Origin of the sequence: Cohnella sp. GCM10020058 (genome assembly GCF_042683485.1) — a bacterium.
Lineage (GTDB): Bacteria > Bacillota > Bacilli > Paenibacillales > Paenibacillaceae > Cohnella.
In genome coordinates this window covers 104,319-125,681 of the sequence record NZ_JBHUJV010000023.1, presented here as the reverse complement: position 1 = coordinate 125,681, position 21,363 = coordinate 104,319, and the positions used below count along the sequence as shown (strand labels likewise).

The window sequence follows — 21,363 nt, the reverse complement described above, 5'->3', positions numbered from 1 at the left end:
AAACAAGCGCATCCGCGAAGCAAAACCAGCCGCTTAACCTCAAAAAAAAGGACTTCCCCAACATTGGCCTCACGCTTGGCTCCATGACCAAATTAATTATGAAATTGACTTAATATGCATCTTTTTCCGTCGCGGTCGACCCTTTTATACAAATTAGATGCAAAAGCGCAGTTATTTTCCTCCATCAGCCCCATTTCCGGCCCGTGCGCCGAATAAGCCTGCATATTTGCAGGTATTTCATCCAGTAACGCCGCTCGGTCGAAAATACATGTATAAATGCAGGTTTTGGAGGCCAGCCGGCCACCAAATAGCTCTATTATGCCGAATGCGCGCCTGCCTGCTAGCGATTGGTTAAAAGAAACGGATAACGCAGCCGAATCAGCTTCGTTATCCGTCCTTGCGGCTGTGCGTCCACGACGCTTCGAACAGGCTGCGGTAAGCGCCGGGCGGCAGGCCCTCGTATTTTCTGAACTTGCCGTGAAAATAATCGGGGTTGGGATAGCCCACTTGCTCCGCCGCCTCATATACCTTCAGTCCCGCCTGAAGCAACTGCTTGGCCTTGGCAATCCGGGCTTTGTCGAGATACGTGTTGAACGAATTCCCCGTCACGGATTTGAAAAGCTTCCCCAAGTAAGCGCTGTTGTAATTAAACGCCTCGGCGAGCTTTTCCAGCTTTAAATTGTCCTTGTAGTGGGTATCGATCAGCTGCGTCATCTTGCGGATCTGACGTTCTCCCCCGCCATCGTCCGTCAAGCGTATCGCCTCCGCCAGAAGGGCGGAAATTTGCGCAAGCATCGTTTGGAAGCCGCAGGCGCGGTGGATCGCCAGCAGCTTCGACTCCAGCAGCGCGGACGCGGAGCCTGCGCCCGGCTGACGGGCAGACAGCTTCTCGAGCAGGCGCGTCAGCAGCTGGACGAACCGGGCTTTGATTGAATCTTCTCCTTCGCCGGCGCTCAGCATCCGCTCGCCGAGCTCCTCAACGAGCGGCGCCACGCGGGCCTCGCTGCCCGAGCAGATCGCGAGGTATAGCCGCTCGGCCAGCTTCGGCAGCAGGTCAGGCTCCAAGAGCCCCGTCGGCCCGGACGGTATCAGCCGCTTCGTCTCGTCGTCGATAAACTCGGCGCCGTCGTAAAAGAAACGCTGCTGTGCGCGCAGCCTGGCCGTCGCAAGCGACGACGGAATGCCGGCGGCGTCCGGGACGCCCTCGCCCGCCGACGCGAAGACCCGGCAGCCGGCAAGCGCCCCCCAGTCGCGCAAGAACGCCGCCAGCCTTCTCCGGTCCGAATCGCGCAGCCGGCTGTCCGGAAGCAAAAGACCGAGCGCAGCGCCCGCCTGGAAGACGATGCCCGAGCCCGTTTTTTCGTATGCGGCTTTCAGCCGCTCGCCGATCTGCCGTCGCGAATGCGCCGTCTCTTCGCCGTCCGCGACAATCTCGATGAGTACGACCCGGAAGCCTCCGCCTCCCTTGCCCCATGAGGAGAGCTCCGTCCCCCACGCCCCGACGCTCGCAGGCGCCTCTGACAGCATCGTCTCCAGCCGCTCGGAGAGACGCGCCTCCTCCGTTCGTTTATCCGCCTTGCGCCTGGCCTCCCTTTCGTCGAGCGCCTGCTTGATCGCGCGCAAATTGTCCGCCAGCTCGTCCTCGTCCACCGGCTTCAGCAGGTAATTGTCGACGCCGAGCGCGATTGCCTGCCTGGCGTAATTAAAGTCGGCGTAGCCGCTGAGGACGAGCACGTGGACGTCCGCTCTTTCTTTTTTTAATTCGCTAACCAGCGCGATGCCGTCCATGCCCGGCATCCGAATATCGACAATCATGAGATCCGGACGAATTCTCGCATTCAGGCTCAGCGCCTCCTTGCCGCTCGCAGCCGAACCGGCGATCCGGTATCCGAGCGATTCCCAGTCGAGCAGCTCCGCAAGGCCTTCCCGGATCGAAGGCTCGTCGTCGACGAGAACGATGTTATACATCGGACCGGTTCCCCTTTCCGTGCGGTATGACGAACCGGACGCGCGTCCCCTCGTCCTGCGCGCTCTCGATCGAGAGCCCGTAAGCCGCGCCGTACGACAACTGGAGACGGGCGTTGACGTTGCGCAGGCCGATGTGATCGGAGGCTTCCGCGCCGCCCGGGTCTCTCAGGCCTGCCGTCACCTCCGCCAGTCGCTCCCCGGACATACCTGCGCCGTCGTCCCTTACCTCGACGAACAGGCCGTCGCCGCGGCTTTGCAGCGTGACCTCCACGGTTACCGCCTCCTCTTTGTTTTCCATGCCGTGAATGACGGCATTCTCCACGATCGGCTGAATGACCAGCGACGGGATGCGTTCGGACATGGTCTTCAGATCGATATTCAGCTTGTACTGCAGCCTGTCTTCGTAACGGAATTTTTGAATATCCAGATAACACCCGATCATGTCGATCTCTGCGGAGACGGGAATGACGCCGCTGCCCGCCTCCAGGTTTTTGCGCATCATTTTGCCGAGCAGCTTGACCGTCCGGGCGATATCGGCTTCTTTCCTTACGACGGCCTTCATGCGGATCGATTCCAGCGTGTTGAACAAAAAATGAGGATTGATCTGGCTGGCAAGCATCCGCAGCTTGATTTCGTTCTGCTTTGTCTCCAGCTCCCTTTTTTGCCGGTTGGATTCGTTGACCTCGCCCATCAGCGCCCGGATGCTGCCGAGCATCGCGTTGAATTGACGGGACAGCTGCCCGATCTCGTCCTTGCCGTCGATTGCGAGTCTGAGATCAAGCTTGCCCGTCGCGACTCTGGAGATGTGCTTGCTCAGGCGAAGCAGCCGGTCGCCGATCAGCTTGGACAGAAACAGGATCAGCACGAGGGCTACCACCAGTCCCAGACCGATGGCTGCAAGCGCCGAGCGTATGATCTGATTGGGCTCGCGCACGATATCGTCGACCGAGAAAACGGATAAAATGCGCAAGTTGATCAGCCCGTTGTCCGGATACAGATCGGCAATCTGGATGCGAACGCGCCGCTCGCCGAGCTTGGACATAAAGGCGCCGCTCCGCCGGTCGAGGATATTGGAATCGATCGCCAGGTCCTGCAGCGTCTTGCCGACCAGATCCGGATGGTTCGCCGCTACGATATCCCGGTCCGCGACCAGCATCGTATCGAACGATTCCTGGCTCAGAATGCCGTTGAGCATGGCGGAATTCGCATTGATCACGAGCACGCCGCTTGTGGAATGCTTGTAAAAATCGATGCGCCGGATCAGGCTGAGATACCGGAGTCCGTCCCGCGAATCGGTGATATAGCTCCAGCGTATCAAGCCTTCTGATTTTTTCGCCCACCGGTACCATTCCGTTTTTTTCGTCTGCTCGTCGGTGGGAATGATCTCCCAGTTGTCGAGCAGCGTCGGGTTGTCCACGTACAGCCGCATACTCGTAATCTCGCGGTACAGATTCACATACTCCTTGAAATCGGGGTATTCCCGATAAGCGTCCACGACGCTGTAGGTCGAATCGTATGCGCCGTTCGCGAGCTGGCCGAGGCGCGTATCGTTGGACAAGCGGTAGGAAATGTCGTAAGAAACGTTGAGCAGGTCCATCGTGCGTTTTTTGACCCGATCCATGTTCGTCTCGATCTGCTCCGCCGCTCCCCGCAGCGCCATTTTCCGCAGTTCCACGGTCAGATAGACACCGACGATTAGCGTGGGCACCAATACGACGGCGACAAAGGAAACGATCAGCTTGTTCCGGATTTTCATGTGATTGGTGAAGTGGCGAAAATAATGCCGCATATCCGCCTCTCTTTCGCGCGCCGCCTCCCTCGTCGTCGAAGGGTAAGCGCTACCATTTTCGCTTAGCTTGATTTTACCGTGGTTGCGAATGTCCGGAACCTCATCAAGTATACTATTTTCCATGTCAGAATCAGCGTTTTTTCTGAAAATAAATGGAAAAGAGCGGAATTTAAAAAAACGTCAGGGGAGATCCGCGATCACCCTGACGTTCCTTTTAAATATGGCGGATATCCGAAACCGGAGTATTAAAAAACTCGTCACGGATCGACAATTCCCTGCTCGTACGCATACCGGGTCAGCTGTACACGATTGCCGAGATGGAGCTTTTGCAAAATGTTTTTCAGATGGTTTTTGACCGTATGCTCCGATACGCCGAGCGCGGCCGCAACGTCGCGGTTGGTGAGACCTCTTGCCACTTCCAGCAGAATTTCTTTCTCCCTCGGCGTCAGATCTTCGCGCATCGGCTCGTCGCGATCCGGCGAGCCGGCCCGCTTAAAGGCGCTTCTCGCGTCTGCTGGAGTATCGGCTCCGGCTCCGCTCTCTCGTCCGCGCCCGGCGAATTCTCTAAGGATCGACAGCGCGATATCCGGACTCAGCGGGGCGTCGTCAGAAGCGACGGCGCGCAAATACTCCCGCCAGGCCGAAGGATTGAGATTTTTGAGCAGATAACCCTGCGCCCCTTTTTTGAGCGCTTCGAACAGGTGGGCCGGCTCGTCGGACACGGTGACGATCACGATCTTAACCCAGGGATAAGCGTCCTTGATGGCCTTGGACGCTGTCAGCCCGCCCATGCCCGGCATATGAATGTCCATAAGCACCAGATCTGGCCGGGCGTCCGGCATGAGCCCGATCGCTTCCTCGCCGCTGGCGGCTTCTCCGACGACGATAAAATCGGGACATCCTTCTACGATCTCCCGCATGCCCTGCCTCGCATGCCGATGGTCGTCAACGAGCAGAATGCGCCATCCGCCCTCCATTTTCGTTCGCTCCTTTTTTGGTCAGCTCGATCACGGTCAGACCGTCCCGGCACTCGGCGCCGAACGTCCACCCCATGCGGCTCGCGCGCTCTCGAACCATGCGCAAGCCGAATCTGCCCGGCGACTCCAGCGGATCGCCCGCGAAGCCGACGCCGTCGTCGATGACTGCGCAGCGGAAGCCGCCGCCCGGCGTGCGTTCGCCCACGACAAAAACGCGATCCGCGCGGGCATGCTTGCGCACGTTGACCAGCGCTTCGCGCAGGCAGGCGTGCAGCTCGACTTTTTCCTTAACGCCCAGCATGTCCTCGGGAATGTCCCAGCGGAACTCCGCCTTCGCCTCGGTAAGAGCCGCCGTCTCGCCGAGCAGCTCGCGCAGCGGCTCCACCCAAGCATGGTCGGCCGCTTCGGGAGGCAGGCGCAGTCTTGCGATTGCCTGGCGCACATCCTCGTGTACGTCGCGGACCGTCTCCCTTAGCCCGCCTACCGTAGCGGCACGCGCCTCCTCGTCCGGCGAAGCATCCAGCTTGTCCAGCTTGACGGCCAGCAAAAAAAGCGACTGCGCGATGCCGTCATGAAGCTCGCCCGCGAGCCGCTCCCGCTCTTCCAGCGCCGCGCTGAGCGAGCGTTCGCGCTGAAGCGCGCGCTGGGACGATTCCAGCCGTGCGAACAATCCCCGCACGAGCGTGAGCGTCACCGCGAGCACGATGAAAGGCGCAAGAAAGTTGCCCAGATCCATCGTCATATACGGCAACAGAAACGCATGTCTTACATATTCCCACAGACCGATCGTCAGCGTCGGGATGAGCAGAATCATCCATTTGATCCGGCGGTCGTTCATCGGCTTCTCTCCCGTCCCCATAAGCTGTAAGCCGTTCGAGGGCCGTCAATAGATACGGAAGGTCGTGGATCTCACGATCTCGGTATCGGTGCTGTCCGTCACCCGGATTTGCGCCTCCCAGCGTCCCCGCACCGCCAAGTAAGGTCCCTTCGACCGGAAGGTCGCCTTTGTGAAATCGGGGAAGTCGTCGAGCTCCGAATCTTCGTAGGCTTCGAGCGGCACGTCGATAAAACCGACGTCCCCGCTGCCGAGCGGACGAAGGCGAAGCACGACTTTTTTCGGTGCGCCGACGCTGTCCGGCAGCCATATTTTCAGCGTAAACGCATTGTCTCCCGGTACGCCCGGCGAGATGCGAAGCGTCACGTGCATGTCATTTCCCATCTCGTGGTAGGAGATCGGCTGGTTGGCCGGCAGCGGATTCTGATAAGTCAGCACGCCCACGCTAAGCACGATAGCTCCGAGCAAGCCGAGGTCGGCACGGAGCAGGCCGGCGCGGGGCAGCTCGCCCTTGCGCAGACGCATGCGTATGAAGAAGGCCGTGACGACGACCAGCAAAGACAGGCCGATCTTGATGAGCAGCCAAGTTCCCCAGGACGTCTCGAACAAATAGGAGAGCGTCGGCAAAAACTGCAGCGTGCTGAGCGTGCCGGTCAACGCGAGCAGCAGGAAGGATAGCAGCGCCCACCTGGAGAAGACGATCGCGAATCTGCCCGCCTCGGGTCTCTCGCGATGCCAGACGGCAGCGAGGAGCACAAGTCCGCCCGACCAGACGGCCGCAGCCAGCAGATGGACGAAGTCGAGCGCCAGCGTGTAGGCTTCCGGGCTGAACGCCGCGGCATGTCCGTTCCAGGCTTCCGCGGCAAGCGCGAGCAGCACCCAGGCCAGCCTGAGATACATGCCCGCACCGCGAAGCAGCAGCGCGGCAAACGCAAGCACGAGCTGCGCGGCATACAGGCGTCCGACAGTCGTATCGGTCAGAATGCGGCCCCATTCGGAGAACGGCTCGCCCTCGGTCAGGTTCGACATCTGCAGCACGACGTACACAAGCGTCGCAAGCGCGCCGAACTGCGCCGTCCAACCGATCCACGTTTCGCGAGACGACTTCTCCGCGGCGGACGTCTCGCGCCTGAGCCCCCATAGCAGCAGCCCGGACAGCACCAGCAGGGATGCGAAAAACAACACCCGGCTGGCATAAAAAATAAAGCGGGTCGTCGTCAGATCCTGCTCGCCGCCGTGATTGTGGGAGCTATGTCCGAGCTGGGCATGCGGATCGAGCTCGGCCGCATCCGTCAGCGGCGGGGGATTGCCTATCGTGAATACATAAGCGCCTTCGACCGGATGCCCGTCCGCGGAGATGACCGAATAAGTCACCGTATAGTGGCCCTCTCCCAGCTTGGGCAGCGCAAGGCGAATTCCCTTCCCCTGGGAGGTTCGCTCCGGTTTGCCGGATGCCACGGTTTTGGAGTCGCTGTTCAATACGGCCAGACGCGCGGACGAGCCGCCGTCGAGCCGCTCGTTGAACGTGAGTTCGACGGCTTCGGGACTCTCTGCGAGCTGTGCGTCCTGCGCCGGCGCCGCCTGCTCCAGAATCGCGTGCGCGGCTGCCGCCGGCGCGAAGGCCGCCGCCAAAGAAGCGATCAGGACGAGCCATAGCGCCAGCATGCCCGTTCGCCGAAGCGCCGGCGCGAACATTTTCCGGGAGCGGCCCTCGCTCGTCCCGGCCATTTCGAAGTTTCTCATATCGCCGCACTACCGCCTTCCATCGGTCCGTAAAATTCGTAACTACAAGTATAAGCGATACCGTTATGTCCCCGCATGACGCGAAGGGGCCATCTTGGTTGCATTGCGGCCGAGCCTGCGTGCGCTATCCTATTTGTATATCGTAACGCAGCGACTATTCCGCTTCAAATCTCGGATCGGCGCGTACGCCTAGCGTCGGGCCACCAGTCGCTCCCTGCATCCGGTCGTCCCCGGTCATCCGGCCAGATATAGACCCAGCCTGCGAGATCGTTTCGATCATCGTCGTGCACCCATACGCGCTCGTAGTCGTTCGTTTCCTCAGGTCCGAAATATTCTTCCAGCCCGTCGAGTCGTCCCAGCGTCGCCCGGTCCACGAGCGTCCACAAGCCGCGTACGCGCCGTACGGATGTCGCCCCCGCCTGCGGCAGGATCAATGCAGGATAACCGTCCGCAATGACGAGACGCCCGCGGACCGTTCCCTGCTGCGGCTCCGATCTGGCGAAGGGCCAGAGCAAGCTTGCATTCTCCAGCCCCGGCAGCAGCGATCCGTAGACGAATACCGGATGAAGTCCGCCTGCTGCGCCCGAGCCCGCTCCCGCCATCCTCGGCCACATCGCCGTTTCGCGGTCGTGACAGCGTTCGTTTCGTCCGTATTTCATGCCTTCCACGCTCCTTCCCGCATTGCGCGTCCACCCCGTGAACGGCTACAATGTATGCATCGACGGCGACGGCTTTTGTTTTTATCTATCATTGCCCGCCGCGTTTGTCCCGCCAATCGGATCGGCATTCCCTTTAACGACTGGAGATTATGAGAATATGGAAACTTTTGAACTGGCATCCCTGCTCGTCCGTCAAGGCGACGAAGAATGGCAGGTCACCTTCGAGAGAGCGCGGCTGTTCGTCATTCAGCATTACGGCACTTTATCCTGGTACATCGAGCTCGACGGCATGCAGCAGGAAGCGCTGCTCCGGCGGTTCGCCGAATCGCTCGACATCGCGGTATCCGTTCAAGCCGTATCGGTAGGCGGCAAGTCGCTTGGCGGCGACGCCTTTTTCCACCCCAATCCCCAAAAGCATGCCGCCGCGGTCCGCGGACAAGGCGAGCTGGGGGGCTACCATTAACGCGAAGAGCGCGCAATCAGCATTTGCATTCGCGGCAACGCAAACGGGACGAAGCAGACAGCGCTGCTTCGTCCCGTTTTTCGAGCCGTTTCGACTTTATTTGCCCGGGAAAATCTCGGGGGTCGTCATCTTGTCGTAGAAATCCGTGAAGCGGTCGCGCTCCGGCGAAGCGCGCCAGCCCATAGCCGAACGCGGATGCTCGTCGAGCGTGCCGGTGATCATGTCCGGAATGAGGTAGCCCCACTCCTCTTTTTCCCGCAGCTTGAGCATATGACGCTCGATCATGCCGAGCACGGGACGCAGGCTGTAATTCGGGTTGGTGAGCTTGGCAAGCAGCAGCTCGGTCGGCGTGTTGCCGGCCGCGCGGCCCATGCCGTAGACGGATGCGTCAAGCAGCTCGACGCCAAGGTCGGCCGCGGCCAGCGTGTTGGCGAACGCAAGCTGCATGTTGTTGTGCGTGTGCACGCCAAGACGCTTGTGCTTCAGCGTACGCTTGAATTTCTCCACGAGAAAACGCATGTCGTCCGGATCGAGGCTGCCGTAGGAGTCTACGATGTAGACGACGTCGATCGGGCTGTCGCCGATCATGGCGAGCGCTTCGTTGAGCTCGTTGTCCATCACATTGGACAGCGCCATGATGTTGATCGTCGTCTCGTAGCCGCGCTCGTGGAACAGCGTGCCGAGCTCGATCGCCTTCTCCGTATCGCGTGCGTACGTGGCGACGCGGATCAGATCCAGCAACGACTCGCTCCGCGGCAAAATGTCGTTCTCGTCGACGCGGCCGACATCGACCAGCGCGGACAGCTTCGTATTCAGCTTGTGCGGAATTACCTTGCGCAGAAAGTCGTCGTCCAGGAAACGCCACGGTCCCGCTTGGTCGGCGCCTTTCAGGAGGCGCGGCGAATTTTTGTAGCCGATCTCCATATATTCGACGCCGGACTCGTTCAGGCTCTGATACAGATCCTGCACGAATTCGACGCTGAAGTCCCAATTGTTGACGAGTCCGCCGTCGCGCACCGTACAATCGACGATTTTGCAATGGCTCGTTTTGCTGTGAATGGTCATCATGACTACCTTCTCCTTTTAGCTGCCTTATCGCTAACGACTATCGTTCGTCTCTACAACATATCACCGTAAATCGCAACATGACATCAATTTTATAACGAAAGGGCGGTTGTCTACAAGCTTTTGCTTATTATTTAACAAAACGCAACCGGCCGGCGGGCATTCGCCTCCGGTCGGTTGCGTATAGAGTTGCGTATAAAAGGATGCCGGGCGCTTAATCTCGGGCTTAGCCCTGCACCCGCGACGTTTGCCAGCGCGCTTCCTGCACGAGCAGCGAAGTCGCGGCATCGATCCGGCCCGCAATCTCCTCCTCGATCCGGGCTTTGCCGTCATCGCCCCAGGTCACCTGCGTATCCAGCACGAAGACGCCGGTCAGAATGTTGCGCGCGCCCAGCACCGACAGCACCGGCTTAAAGGCGTAGTCGATAGCCAGCAAATGCGCGATCGTACCGCCGACAACGAGAGGCAGCACGATTTTATTTTCCAATCCCTTTTGCGGCAGCAAGTCGAGATAAGCCTTTAATATACCGGTAAAGGACGCTTTGTAAACGGGAGAAGCGATGACGACGGCGTCCGCCTCCGCGACGAGCCGATTCGCTTCCGCGATCGCTTCGCTGTCGAAGCGGGCATGGAGCAGGTCTTCGGCCGGCAGGTCACGAACGTTGATGACCGAAACTTCCGCGCCGCTCTCCTCGATTTGGCTGCGCACGCGATCCAGTACGCCGTTAAGTCTGGATTTAGCTGTCGGGCTGCCTTGCAGAATGACGATTTTGGCCATGAATGCTCACACCTTTTCCGTTATTCCGATATTAACCATCGGATTTTAATTAATTATATGTGAATCCTTCTCCGGGCGTCAAGCTTCGTTCATTGCGAAAAGCCCCGTCTTAACGCGAGACGGGGCTTCAAGCCTCAGGAAGCCGAGACGACCTGGGCGACCTCTTCCTTGTGCCGTTCGAGCACCGCGCTCCGGCCGAATCGGATGAGTCCGTCCTTGTTAGGCAAGCGCAGCTCGAGCTCGCCCGCTTCCGGAACGAGACGCAGGTCGAAGGAGAAGTCCCGTTCGATCTCGTCCGAGTGCGCCTGGAGTCCCCCGAATACGAGGGTGCCATCCGCGCTTAATGGCTTCTCGATCAGCGTGGAGTTGTCCGGCATGGCGAATTTGACGGAACGCTGTCCGTTCCACAGCACGCCTTCGCCGCCGGCGATCAAGTAATTGCCTTTGCGCGTCAGCTTCAGATCGATCGTGAGCGCGCCTTCGAGATCGGTTCCCGATACGTACAACGGATCCTTATTGGTCATGTCGACCTGGCCGGCCCACTTGGGCAGCGGCTCGACCGACGTAGACTTCAGGTCGAAGTGGTACGTCTTCGCCTCTCCGTCGGCCGGCAGCGCCTGCCCAGCCGAGGACGAAGCCGATGCCGAAGCGGTCGCGGACGATCCGCTCGGTGCCGATTCGCCGTTCGAATCCGACTTCCCCGTCCCGCATCCGGCGAGCAGCGCCATCGCCAGCAAGGCCGCTGCGGCCCCTTTCCATGTCGGACTCAAAATCGTGTCCATCCTCCTTCAAGCGGCTCGTCTTACGCCAGTGTATCGCAATAGATAGTAGTATAGGACAGCGAACGATGCGATCACAAGCGCGATCCCCCCCTGTCACAAAAAAGACCGGATTCACCGTTGCAGGAAGCCGCGTTTCTTTAAGTATGCCAACATATGCAGGCGATTAGGCCTCGTTACCCATTCCGCCATGATCTTCGTCCACGGCGTGCTTTTTCGGCCTTCGGTTCGCATTTGCAAATAGCGGGTCATCGTCTCGTCATATTGTTCAACCGGGCCTTGTCCCCGTTCGTCTTCATAACGATTCCAATGAAGCACCGCCTCGACCGGCAGACGCGGCCGTTGTCCGCTCGGTTGGTCCGGCAGTCCCACGCACATGCCGAACACCGGATACGCCAGGCTTGGAATGCCGAGGAGTGACGATACCTCCTCGATCCGGTTGCGGATGCCTCCGATATAACAAATGCCGTACCCCATCGACTCAGCTGCGGTCGCTGCGTTCTGCGCGGCGAGCGACGCGTCCACCGTCGCGACGATAAAGCTCTCCGCGGAATCCGCATAAGTCTCGCCGCCCGGCTCGATATGCGCCGCGGCAGCGGCGGAGAGCCGGTTCAAATCCGCGCACCAGACGAGAAACGCCGGACAAGTATCGACATAGGCCTGGTTGCCCGTCAAGACGGACAATTCTCGCTTAAGCGCAGGATCCGTGACCGCGATAACACTATAAGCCTGCACATTGCTCGACGTCGATGCCATTTGGCCTGCCGCTACGATCTCCCGCAGATGCGCCTCCGGAATCGGCGTCGGATCGAACGATCGTACGGAGCGGTGCTGCATAAGCTTAACGACAACCTCGTTCATTACGTTTCCTCCTCTCGGCTGCTGCCTGCTTCTCTCGGCCAAGCCGTCAGCCTCTTCCCGTTTTTCCCCTTTTCGTCCATCCCTGAAGCGAAGCGATCGTGAAACGAACGGGCAGCGAACGGGGAAATGGACCGGAAGTCGCGCTTCCGGTCCATCTTATTTCTGTTATCAAGCATTAGCCCAGCGTTTTTTGCCCCGGTTTCCAGTTCACGGGGCACAGGCCGCCGGATTGGAGCGCCTGCAAAATGCGGAGCGTCTCGTCCACGCTGCGGCCGACGTTCATGTCGGTCACGACCTGATAACGCAGCACGCCTTCGGGATCGACGATGAAGAGGCCGCGGTGGGCCGCGCCGGTCGCGTCGTCGAGAATGCCATACGCATGCGCGGTTTCCTTAGTGAAGTCGGATACGATCGGGAACTTGATCGCGCCGATGCCGTTCTGGTCGACCGGCGTATCGATCCAAGCCTTGTGCGTGTAGATGCTGTCGACCGACGCGCCCAGCACCTCGCAGTTCAGCGCTTTGAATTCTTCGTAGCTGTCGCTGAAGCCGCGAATCTCCGTCGGGCACACGAAGGTGAAGTCGAATGGCCAGAAAAAGAACACGAGCCATTTGCCGCGATAATCTTCGAGCGACACTTTCTCCTCGAGCGAATCGAGGTTTTTCGTGGACAGCAGATTAAAGGAAGGGGCGGGAAGGCCGACTTTTGCGAATGGATACGGATTGGCGATTGTCGTCATATGGGAAGAATCCTCCTAGGTGTGGTGTGATGGTTACGTGTGCGTATTCCCTTAAAAAACGGCAGCGATGGATGCCGGCGATTCGTTCGCCTCGAGGAACCGCTCAGCGTCCAGTGCGGCCATACAACCGGTACCCGCGGCGCTGATCGCTTGGCGGTACTTGCTGTCCTGGACGTCGCCGCAAGCGAACACGCCCGGGATGTTCGTCTCGGTCGTGCCCGGCGTGACGAGGATGTAGCCGGTCTCGTCCGTCTTGAGCTGACCTTCCAAGAACTTCGTGTTAGGCGTGTGGCCGATCGCGACGAATACACCCTCCGCTTCAATCAGTTCCTCTTCGCCGGTCTCGTTGTTCAGCACCTTCAGGCCCTTCACGCCGAGCGGTCCCGCGACGACTTCGAGCGGCGTGCGGTTCAGGCTCCAGCTGACCTTGGCATTCTTCCGGGCGCGCTCCTGCATGATCTTTGAAGCGCGAAGCTCGGTGCGGCGGTTGACCAGAACGACTTCCGACGCGAAGCGGGTCAGGAAGTTCGCTTCCTCCATCGCGGAGTCGCCGCCGCCGATGACGATGATCTTCTTTCCTCTGAAAAAGAAGCCGTCGCAGGTCGCGCAGGTGCTGACGCCGCGTCCGACGTTGTCCTTTTCCCCTGGAATGCCCAGGTACTTGGCCGACGCGCCCGTGGAGACGATAACGGACTGCGCCTGTAACTCTTCTTTGCCGTCTACGGTCAGCGTGAACGGACGCTTGGACAGATCGGCCTTCGTCACCCAGCCGCTGCGGAACTCCGCTCCGAATCGCTGCGCTTGCTTGCGCATATTATCCATCAATTCCGGGCCCATGATACCTTCGGGGAATCCCGGGAAATTCTCGACTTCGGTCGTCGTTGTCAGTTGGCCGCCTGGTTCGGGACCTTCGATGACGAGGGGAGCGAGCCCCGCGCGAGCAAGATAAATGGCTGCGGTCAATCCCGCAGGGCCCGTGCCGACGATAATCGTATGTCTCATTTGACTCTCTCCTCTCAAGCGCTTGACGTTCGATGTATTCATCTTATCACCGGACAACCGTACGGGCATGAAGGCCGAATGAAGGCGTCATGAACGTTTGATGAAGAAAATGCGGAGCTGTTCCGGTCGATCCTATTTGTCTCAAGTGGCCGTGATCGGGCTAGTCGGCCGTCCGGTAGCCCACGCCGCGAACGGTTACGATATACAGCGGATTTTTCGGGTCGTCGCCGAGCTTTTTGCGCAAGCTCTTGATATGGACGTCAATGGAGTTGCTGCCGCCGAAGTATCCTTCGCCCCACAGCTTTTCCATCAGGTCCTGGCGGGACAAAACGCCGCCGCCGGCCATGATCAGTGCCCGCAAAATATCGAACTCCGTCTTGGTCAGCTCGACGCGCCGTCCGTCCCGCTGCACGGTCACCCGCCGGAGATCCATGCGGATGTCCTTGAACGCGGCTTCGTCGGGCCCGGCCAAAGGAGTGCTCTTGCCGGCCAGGTCTTCGATCCGGGCAAGCAGTGCGCCGACGTCGCCTGGCCATGCCTCGCTTGGGGTGCCTCCCAAACCCGCAGCCGTGGCGTTATTCTGCGGCGCGGCGGGCTCTACCAGGTAAAGCGCAGGTGTCTTAAGCTCTGCCATTCCGCTGAGCGGATCCTGACCTGAGACCGAACGGTCCGCGATCAGCAGATCGATCTGCAGGCTGGAGAGCAGCGCCTCCTGCCCATGGCGGAACACGAGCACGTCATAGCAGCGTGTCGTCAGCTCCGCCAGCAGTGGCTGCAATCGCGCGGGGTACGCGCTGACGACGACGATCCGGCGCGTCGTGTCGCAGTATGCGCCCATTAATTCTTCAGCTTGGATGTCCGGCATGCGGGGCACTCTCCTTTGAAAATAAATTGCTCGTCCGTCAGCGCGTATCCGCTCTCCTCAGCCACTTTTGCGAGCCATTCCGCAGGCGGCGGCGTCATCACCTCGTCGACTTTGCCGCAGGAGATGCACACGATATGCGCATGGTCCTCGCCGCGCCCGTCGTACCGGCTCGTCTTGCCCTCGAGCTTGAGCTCATGAATCAAGCCTTCGTCGGTCAAATACCGGAGCGAGTTGTAAACGGTGGCGTAGGCGACGGACTGTCCCTGCGACTTGAGGCGATCGATAATATCGGCGGCGGTCGGGTGATCGTCGGCCTGCATTACGATGTCATAAACAAGCTTGCGGGGGGCCGTCAGATTGCGTTTGGTCATGGGAATCCCCTCTTTATTTAAAATTGGTGTATAAAAAAACTGGCCAGCCCAAGTACCTGTTTCCGTCGAAATAAGGATGTGTCGCATCGCTATTCCAACCTAGATTTTCATCCCTAAGTTATTTAAATTTAGATTTAGTTTAAATTTATATTTTGACTTTGTCAAGCTTATGCGGTAACAACAACGAACCTTCCTCTACTCTGTAGTGCAGGGATCAGCACGCGCGCTTCGACGTTCAAAACGCAAAAAAGAAGCAGGCACCATCTCCTGCTTCCTAATTCATGCAATCGCGCCTCAGGTCGAGCTGCCGACCGCATCCACAGGCACGGACGCCTTCTCAACTGCGACCCGGCCCGAGAAAAACACCGCGCCGCCGCCCATATCGGACAGCCGGTCCGGCGTAAGCGCGTTGACCGTCGCGTTGCGCCCCTCGCTATTGTCCGCCCAGAGCCCCTGGCTGACAACGATGCCGGACAGAACGTCCTCGCCCACCGAAGCGGTCAGCCAAGCCTCGCCTCGTTCGTTCCAAATGCGCACTTCATCCCCCTCGACGATGCCGAGGGATTCCGCATCCGCTGCATTCATATGCAGCTTCGGCACCTTTTCCATTCGGGCATGCTTCTCATTATTGGAAAATGTCGAGTTCAAAAAGTTATGGTTCGGCGCAGGGATGAAGGCGAATGGGAAAGCCTCTTTCCCTTCCTCCGCCAACGGCACGTACGTCGGCAGCGGCGGCAAGCCATGACGCTCCATTGCCTGCGAATACAACTCAATCTTGCCGCTTGGCGTCGGCAATCGGCCCGGGAACAGCGGCTTTACGTCCGCGCGCACGAATTTGTGCTCCAACAACGCCTCGTATGTGACCGGATCGTAGGCAGAATTGCCCGGGAAATCGACAGCCTGTCGAATCATTTCCGCGTCGTCATCCTTGAACGCGTCATCCGAATAACCCATTGCCGCGGCGAGCAGGCGGAACACCTCGTTGTTCGACTTGCTCTCCCCGTATGGCGCCACGACCGGTTGTTGGATTTGTACGTAGTGATGCCAATACGAATGGTACAGATCCGTGTTTTCGAAGGCGGAGGTCGCCGGAAGCACGATGTCTGCGTACTTGGCTGTCTCGGTCAGGAACAAGTCGTGTACGACGGTAAACAGATCTTCCCGAGCCAGACCCTTACGGACTTTGTTCGATTCGGGCGCAACGATGGCGGGATTGCTGTTATACACGTATAGCGAGGAAATCGGAGGCTCAAGCTCAAGTAGCGCGCTGCCGATCCGGTTCATATTGACGCGTCGCGTCTGCCGGCCGCCGCGCAGATCGGGCCGCTCGAGCGCCATGGCATTGTGCTTGACGTAACCGCCGTTTCCCTTGATCGCTCCGCCGCCAGGCACGAGCCATTGCCCCGTCAGCGCGGGCAGACAGGCGATCGCGCGCACATTCATGCCCCCGTTGTCGTGATGCTGGATGCCGTTGCCGATGCGAATGAACGAAGGGGACGTCTGTCCATAAAGCCGGGCCAGCTCCAAGATGTCCGCTTCGGGCACGCCAGTGATGCCCGACACCGTCGCGGGATCGTATGCTGCCGCATGCGCGCGAAGCTCCTCGTGACCGACCGTATACTCGCGCAGAAAAGTCTCGTCCGTCATCCCTTCCGCGAACAGTACGTGCATGATACCAAGTGCGAGCGCCGTGTCGGTGCCGGGCCGCAGCGGGATGAACCAATCCGCCCACTTGCCGGTCCGGTTGCGGTGGACGTCGATCGTGACGATCTTTGCGCCGGCCTTCCGCGCTTGCTCCGCTATGGTGACCTGATGCATATTCGTGCTGACCGCGTTGATCCCCCAGAAAATGAACAGCTTGGCATGAACCGTCTGCTCCGGATCGGTGCCGAAGCTGCCGCCCATCGTATATCGATAGCCGACCGTCCCCGCCGCGTCGCAGATCGTCCGGTCAAGCATAGACGCGTTCATCCGGCTGAAAAACCTGCTCCCCATCCCTTCCGTCCCGATCCGGCCCATGTTGCCGTAGAAGCTGTATGGCAATATACTTTCGGAACCTCGTTCCGCGATAAGCGTTTTCCACCGATCCGTAATTTCCGCGATCGCTTCGTCCCAGCCGATCGGTACGAATTTTCCCTCGCCTTTGGGACCGACGCGCCGAAGAGGCGTGGCCAGGCGCTTGTCGTCGTAAACGCGCGACACCATATTGCGCACCTTGTTGCAGATCGCGCCGCGGGTGACCGGGTGATCCGGATCACCCTCAACCTTGACGATAACCCCCTCCCGCTTGTGTACGAGCAAGCCGCATTGGTCCGGGCAATCAAGCGAGCAGACCGAGCGGAATACGCCTTCCGGCTGCGCAGTATAGTCGTCCATTTTCGTGTCAACTCCTTTGAATCCGTGCTCCCATTTTAGCACAAAGAAGACGAATCCGCCGTCCGTAACCGGCGAATCCGTCCCGCTTGGCAAGCCTATTTATGCCTTTCCGGCGATTCCCGTCTTCCGGCTGACCGTCAGCTTGTAGCCGACGCCGCGGATCGATTCGATCTGCACCGATTGCTGGTTCAACTCCAGCTTCTTGCGCAGCGAACTGACATGTACGTCCACCGTCCGCTGCCCGCCGATATAATCGAAGCCCCATACGACGTTCATCAAGTCGTCGCGCGTAATGACGATGCCCGGGCGTTCGGCCAGGTACAGCAGCACCTCGAACTCCTTGGGACGCAGCGTGATCCATTCGCTGCCGACCTGCACTTCGTATTTGTCCGGATAAATCTGCAGCGCACCGAGCGAGATCACCTTTTCGCCGGTAGGATCGGACTTGGGCCGAGCCTCCTCGTTGCGCGAACGCCGCAGCACCGCCGAGGTGCGGGCAAGCAGCTCCGCGACGCCGAACGGCTTGGTGATGTAGTCGTCCGCACCGAGCTTGAGCCCTTGTACGACCTCTTCTTCCGCATTGCGGGCGGTCAGAATGATGACCGGCGTCTTCACGCCATGCTGACGCAGTTTTTGCAGCACCTCGAAGCCATTCATCCCGGGCAGCATCAAATCCAGGAATATAATCGCATACTCGTCTTGAATCGCCTTGTGCAATCCCTCAGCGCCGTTGCCGATCACTTCGGTCTCATATCCGTCTTGCGACAAATTGTAGGTGACCAGACGTGCTATGGTAGGTTCGTCTTCAATAATGAGCACCTTGTCCGACATAAGCTCCTCCAGTCCGATCGGTCCGTCTGACGTCCCGGCCTCTTCAGTCAATTTATCATGCCGCCGTAAATCCAGAATCATCCGAATGTCAACGCCACGTAAAATAACGTAATGCTAATAGTCTTGAATAAGCGGCAGTTCGATTACAAACGTCGATCCGACGCCTACCGTACTCTCCACTCGAATCGTGCCATGATGCAGCTCAACCAGGTGCTTGACGATCGACAGCCCCAATCCCGTGCCGCCGGAGCTGCGCGAGCGGGCTTTGTCGACCCGGTAGAAACGCTCGAAAATGCGGGGCAGGTCTTTCTTCGGAATGCCGATGCCCGTATCGGAAACCGTAATCCGGACGTGCTCTTCGATATCTCCGCCCTCTTCTCTCTCGGTCTCGACGATGACCGCCTTCACCCGCACCCGGCCGCCTTCCGGCGTATAGCTGATTCCGTTTTGCAGCAGATTCAGCGTGATCTGTCCAAGCCGATCCTCGTCCGCCTCGATAAACAGTTCCTCGGGCGCGTCGAGTTCCAGCGTGATCTCCTTCTTGGCGGCCTCCGTTCCCAGGAACTCCAACTGCCTCTCGAGGAACGACCTCAGGTCGATCGGGGAAAATTGCAGCGGCGAGCGCCGCGACTCGATCTTGGACAGCTCCAGGATGTCGCCGATCAGGCGGTTAAGCCTGTCGCTCTCGTCCTGGATGATCTTCAGGAAGGAACGCGCCGTCTCCGGATCGTTGACCGCGCCGGCGAGCAGCGTCTCCGCGAAGCCTTTGACGGCGGCGACGGGCGTCTTGAGCTCGTGCGATACGTTGGCGACAAATTCGCTGCGCATCCGTTCGAGACGGCGGATCGCGCTCACGTCCTGGAGGACGAGCAGCAAGCCCGGCGCCGTATCGTCGTCCATCGGAATCGGTACCAGATTCAGCTCGAGCAGCCGCTCTTCCGGGTAGTAGACCGTCAGCTCCTCGTGAATCGATTCGCCGGTCTCGAAGCCGGTGCGAATCAGCTGCAGCAGCTCGTATTGCTGCTTGGCCTCGGTATAACTGCGGCCGACCCGCTCCCTTGCCAGGCTGCCGAGCAGAAGCTCGGCACTCCGGTTGTAAATGCGGATCCGGCCGTCCGGTCCGATCATGACGACGCCGCTGATCATATGGTCGAGCACCGATTGCAGATGAAGCTCGTTCCTGCGGATCTCGCCCATATGGTCCTGCAGGTTCGCCGCCATCGCGTTGAGCGCCCGACCCAGCTCCCCGACCTCGTCCTTGCCTGCGTCGGGGATGCGCACCTTGTAGTCCATGCCCGCCATCCGTTTGGCTGCGGACGTCATGCGCTCCAGCGGACGCGTGACGCTGAGCGCCACCCTGTAGCTGACGAGCGCTGCCAGCGCGAATACCGCGAGCAGTCCGAGCGCAAGCGCCATCCACATGCGATCGAGGCTGTGCTCAACAGCCGATAGGGACATGGCCAGGCGGATAATGCCAAGCGTCTGCCCTGTCGCGCCGTCCTTGACCGCATAAGCGACATAAAGCATATTTTCATTTAACGTGTCGCTGTGCCGGATGCTCCGGCCCAGGCCGTCCGCCAGCGCTTCCCGTACCTCTTCGCGTCCGGCATGGTTGTCCATCGTGCCTGGCGCGTGGTCCGAATCCCCGATCACTTCTCCATCCGTTGCGATGTATGTCACCCGCATATCAGCGAGCTCCTTGAAGCGTACCGCCTGCGCCTGCAAATATTCGGTCTGCGTTTCCTTGGACGCGTCCTTCGGCCAGGGCGCCGCGGCAGAGAGCACGCGAAGCTGCGTCTCCATGTGACTGCCGAGCGCTTCGAGATGGTTATGCTTGTAAAACTGACCTGTGAAAATGCCCGCCGCCAAAACGGACAATCCGATGAGCAGCATAAATAATGCGGTCAGCTTCAAGCGGAACTTGCTCATTTGCGCTCCCGTGCGGCTTGCCATGCGTATAGCCAATCCTCCAAATGCCGACTTTTCTTTATCTTAACACAGGAGTATTAGCGCAGTGTAAATTCAGACGAACTTAACAGACCGGAGGGGATGCCCCTGTCGTCTCATGTAAGTTATAGTGAAGAGAGGAATAGATAAGGAGGAGCGCCGCGATATGCAGCAGCATCATTTTTTGGCTTATTTATACCGTCTGCGGTACATCGAACGCTGGAGCCTCATGCGCAATTCGACCAAGGAAAACGTCGCCGAGCATTCGTACCATACCGCGCTGCTCTCCCATTTACTGTGCACGATCGCCCGAGACGTATTCGGCCGCGACGTCGACCCCGACAAAGCGGCGAGCCGCGCGTTGTTTCATGACGCGACCGAAGTGATCACGGGGGATATACCGACGCCCGTCAAACATCATAATCCGGCGCTGCTGTCCAACTTTCGGGATCTGGAGCGACTGGCCGCCGAAAGGCTGCTCGGTACCGTGCCTCCGGAGCTTATCCAAGCCTACGAGCCCCTGCTGATGCGGCAGAACCAGGACGACGAGCTGAACCGGTACGTGAAGGCCGCCGACATCCTCGACGGCTATCTCAAATGCGTCTCGGAGATGTCTGCCGGCAACCGCGAATTCGCTACCGCACGCAGACAGTTCGAGGACCGGCTCGCAGCGCTCGGAATGCCGGAGATCGATTGGTTCCTGAACCGGCTCGCCCCGAGCTTTGAAAAGACGATCGACGAGCTGTCCGAACGGGAGCGGGATGTTGACCCCGATGCCGATGCCGATGCCGATTAAGCAGACGGGCTTCAGAAGCGTGCTGTCCATCGCAAAAGACGCGCTGTGGATCGTGATTCCGCTGCTGATCGCCGTTTTCGAGCCGCAGGGAGCAACCCAGAAGCAGTCGAGCGGTCTCACGCTCATCGCCTCGGCGAACACGCTAGGCGAAGCGCTGGCGATCGATCGTAAATTCAGCGATTGAGGCCAAAAGTAGACGCATGGCCTCCAGTGCCAACAGACCGCAGCCCCCCTGTCGCCGACGGATGCACAGTCCGTCAAGCTGGCCTTTTCTTTTATTAAAAAAACCGCCAGGGTAGATCGCAGATCGCCCTGACGGTTCATTTAGGTTAGCGAATATCAAAAACTCGATTCGCGCGGAACGCCTAGCGACGACTCATCCGACATCCGTTCCAAGGAGCCTGCGTATCTCAGCCTGCGCCATTCCTTCCCCCCAATGCCTGCAAATATACATCTTTTTTTGCCTTTGTCGGTGCTGGCGCTTTGCATTTACCTGCAACATTTGCAGGTATTTCCTCA

Annotated in this window: 20 protein-coding genes; 3 read left to right on the top strand and 17 right to left on the bottom strand. The window is 59.3% G+C overall.

All coding sequences use genetic code 11. The features are described from left to right. Positions 1–387: 387 nt before the first annotated feature. The 6 genes from ACFSR7_RS33720 to ACFSR7_RS33695 form a co-directional block, all read right to left on the bottom strand. On the bottom strand, positions 388–1,968 hold the full coding sequence (locus ACFSR7_RS33720; protein WP_378169033.1) for a response regulator transcription factor: 1,581 nt from the start codon (positions 1,966–1,968) through the stop codon (positions 388–390). Continuing rightward, on the bottom strand, positions 1,961–3,757 hold the full coding sequence (locus ACFSR7_RS33715; protein WP_378169032.1) for a sensor histidine kinase: 1,797 nt from the start codon (positions 3,755–3,757) through the stop codon (positions 1,961–1,963). Before ACFSR7_RS33715 ends, ACFSR7_RS33720 begins: the two co-directional genes overlap by 8 nt. A gap of 257 nt (positions 3,758–4,014) precedes the next feature. Then, positions 4,015–4,734, bottom strand: a complete 720-nt coding sequence (locus ACFSR7_RS33710; RefSeq protein ID WP_378169031.1) for a response regulator — start codon at positions 4,732–4,734, stop codon at positions 4,015–4,017. Beyond that, complete coding sequence (locus ACFSR7_RS33705; protein WP_378169030.1) at positions 4,703–5,572, bottom strand: sensor histidine kinase; 870 nt, start codon at positions 5,570–5,572, stop codon at positions 4,703–4,705. Before ACFSR7_RS33705 ends, ACFSR7_RS33710 begins: the two co-directional genes overlap by 32 nt. A 45-nt stretch (positions 5,573–5,617) precedes the next feature. Then, positions 5,618–7,312, bottom strand: a complete 1,695-nt coding sequence (locus ACFSR7_RS33700; RefSeq protein ID WP_378169029.1) for a copper resistance CopC/CopD family protein — start codon at positions 7,310–7,312, stop codon at positions 5,618–5,620. Positions 7,313–7,476: 164 nt separating this feature from the next. Beyond that, complete coding sequence (locus tag ACFSR7_RS33695; protein WP_378169028.1) at positions 7,477–7,971, bottom strand: gamma-glutamylcyclotransferase family protein; 495 nt, start codon at positions 7,969–7,971, stop codon at positions 7,477–7,479. A gap of 157 nt (positions 7,972–8,128) precedes the next feature. On the opposite strand from ACFSR7_RS33695, the gene ACFSR7_RS33690 reads away from it, so the two are divergent. Beyond that, on the top strand, positions 8,129–8,434 hold the full coding sequence (locus ACFSR7_RS33690; RefSeq protein ID WP_378169027.1) for a hypothetical protein: 306 nt from the start codon (positions 8,129–8,131) through the stop codon (positions 8,432–8,434). A 96-nt stretch (positions 8,435–8,530) separates the two neighbouring features. Here ACFSR7_RS33690 and ACFSR7_RS33685 read toward each other — a convergent pair whose 3' ends face one another. The 11 genes from ACFSR7_RS33685 to pnpS form a co-directional block, all read right to left on the bottom strand. Further along, positions 8,531–9,499 (bottom strand): aldolase catalytic domain-containing protein, encoded by a 969-nt coding sequence (locus tag ACFSR7_RS33685; RefSeq protein WP_378169037.1) that lies wholly within the window; start codon positions 9,497–9,499, stop codon positions 8,531–8,533. 226 nt (positions 9,500–9,725) lie between these two features. Further along, positions 9,726–10,277 carry an NADPH-dependent FMN reductase gene (ssuE, locus tag ACFSR7_RS33680; RefSeq protein WP_378169026.1) on the bottom strand — a complete coding sequence of 184 codons (552 nt, stop codon included), beginning with the start codon at positions 10,275–10,277 and terminating at the stop codon, positions 9,726–9,728. 134 nt (positions 10,278–10,411) lie between these two features. Further along, positions 10,412–11,047, bottom strand: a complete 636-nt coding sequence (locus tag ACFSR7_RS33675; RefSeq protein ID WP_378169025.1) for a hypothetical protein — start codon at positions 11,045–11,047, stop codon at positions 10,412–10,414. 123 nt (positions 11,048–11,170) lie between these two features. Continuing rightward, on the bottom strand, positions 11,171–11,917 hold the full coding sequence (nfsA, locus tag ACFSR7_RS33670; protein WP_378169024.1) for an oxygen-insensitive NADPH nitroreductase: 747 nt from the start codon (positions 11,915–11,917) through the stop codon (positions 11,171–11,173). Between the two features lie 175 nt (positions 11,918–12,092). Next, positions 12,093–12,656 (bottom strand): peroxiredoxin, encoded by a 564-nt coding sequence (locus tag ACFSR7_RS33665; RefSeq protein WP_378169023.1) that lies wholly within the window; start codon positions 12,654–12,656, stop codon positions 12,093–12,095. Positions 12,657–12,707: 51 nt separating this feature from the next. Next, a complete protein-coding gene (trxB, locus tag ACFSR7_RS33660; protein ID WP_378169022.1) occupies positions 12,708–13,658 on the bottom strand; it encodes a thioredoxin-disulfide reductase in 951 nt (316 codons plus the stop codon). A 160-nt stretch (positions 13,659–13,818) separates the two neighbouring features. Beyond that, entirely contained in the window at positions 13,819–14,523 is a 705-nt protein-coding gene (locus ACFSR7_RS33655) for a winged helix-turn-helix transcriptional regulator (protein WP_378169021.1), read from the bottom strand. Continuing rightward, complete coding sequence (locus tag ACFSR7_RS33650; protein ID WP_378169020.1) at positions 14,496–14,894, bottom strand: Fur family transcriptional regulator; 399 nt, start codon at positions 14,892–14,894, stop codon at positions 14,496–14,498. Before ACFSR7_RS33650 ends, ACFSR7_RS33655 begins: the two co-directional genes overlap by 28 nt. 294 nt (positions 14,895–15,188) lie before the next feature. Then, positions 15,189–17,270: a molybdopterin-containing oxidoreductase family protein gene (locus ACFSR7_RS33645; protein ID WP_378169019.1), complete on the bottom strand. Its 2,082-nt coding sequence runs from the start codon at positions 17,268–17,270 to the stop codon at positions 15,189–15,191. Between the two features lie 99 nt (positions 17,271–17,369). Then, complete coding sequence (locus ACFSR7_RS33640; RefSeq protein ID WP_378116496.1) at positions 17,370–18,101, bottom strand: response regulator transcription factor; 732 nt, start codon at positions 18,099–18,101, stop codon at positions 17,370–17,372. Positions 18,102–18,215: 114 nt separating this feature from the next. Next, a complete protein-coding gene (gene pnpS, locus ACFSR7_RS33635; protein WP_378169036.1) occupies positions 18,216–20,030 on the bottom strand; it encodes a two-component system histidine kinase PnpS in 1,815 nt (604 codons plus the stop codon). A gap of 184 nt (positions 20,031–20,214) precedes the next feature. Here pnpS and yfbR point away from each other — a divergent pair, with 184 nt between their 5' ends. Both yfbR and ACFSR7_RS33625 read left to right on the top strand, forming a co-directional pair. Continuing rightward, positions 20,215–20,844 (top strand): 5'-deoxynucleotidase, encoded by a 630-nt coding sequence (yfbR, locus tag ACFSR7_RS33630; protein WP_378169018.1) that lies wholly within the window; start codon positions 20,215–20,217, stop codon positions 20,842–20,844. Continuing rightward, on the top strand, positions 20,822–21,028 hold the full coding sequence (locus ACFSR7_RS33625) for a hypothetical protein (RefSeq protein WP_378169017.1): 207 nt from the start codon (positions 20,822–20,824) through the stop codon (positions 21,026–21,028). Before yfbR ends, ACFSR7_RS33625 begins: the two co-directional genes overlap by 23 nt. Positions 21,029–21,363 lie beyond the last annotated feature (335 nt).